The sequence below is a fragment of the Marinobacter sp. genome (assembly GCF_041984545.1).
Classification (GTDB): Bacteria; Pseudomonadota; Gammaproteobacteria; order Pseudomonadales; family Oleiphilaceae; genus Marinobacter.
Map to the genome: position 1 here is coordinate 1 of NZ_JBHIXV010000085.1, position 689 is coordinate 689.

The 689-nt window shown below is 32.5% G+C and carries 1 protein-coding gene and 1 tRNA gene; both read left to right on the forward strand.

The window, feature by feature from the left end:
• On the forward strand, nucleotides 1–383 hold a 383-nt coding region (locus tag ACFC20_RS17635), incomplete at its 5' end, for a hypothetical protein (RefSeq protein WP_375194120.1).
• A 44-nt stretch (nucleotides 384–427) separates the two neighbouring features.
• Nucleotides 428–500, forward strand: a tRNA-Thr gene (locus ACFC20_RS17640).
• Nucleotides 501–689: the final 189 nt, after the last annotated feature.

The window sequence follows — 689 nt, forward strand, 5'->3', positions numbered from 1 at the left end:
TTAAAGAAGATTTACCACAAGTAATTATTGATTTTATAGTGGATATGGGATTTACTGAATACGGTTGTAATTTACTGATACAAAAAACAGGTGAATGTTCACCAAATCATTATGATTTATTTTTATATCAAAGAAATACTAAAGATAAAAATACAACTAAAGAAGATTATTACAGATACTTTATATTTTTAAATGACAGAACCATTGGACAATTTTATCATATTGGTGATAAACAATTAGTTTGGAAAGCGGGTGATATGTATTATCAGGATTGTACTGAGTTGCATGGTGCTGGAAATATTAGTTCTGAAACTCGGTATACAATAATAATAGATAGTTTAAAATCTTTACAGCTTTTTGACTACCAAGAGGTAGTCGCATAGTGGGGCCTGTTCTTTACTCCTTTCTACGGGCCCCACGCATTATTGCCAGAGTAGCTCAGTTGGTAGAGCAGCTGATTTGTAATCAGCCGGCCGTTGGTTCGAGTCCAATCTCTGGCTCATGAAAAAAATATTAAGAATAAATGCTAAAGACCCACATCTACGAGGGTTAATGTCATACTTGTTACAAGTATTAAATAATCTTAAATGGTGTGATGAAAACAAATATACACCATTGGTAGATTTGAGTGGTGGTAATTATTGGTTACACGATAAAGAGTATGGTGATAATATATGGGATTACTTTTT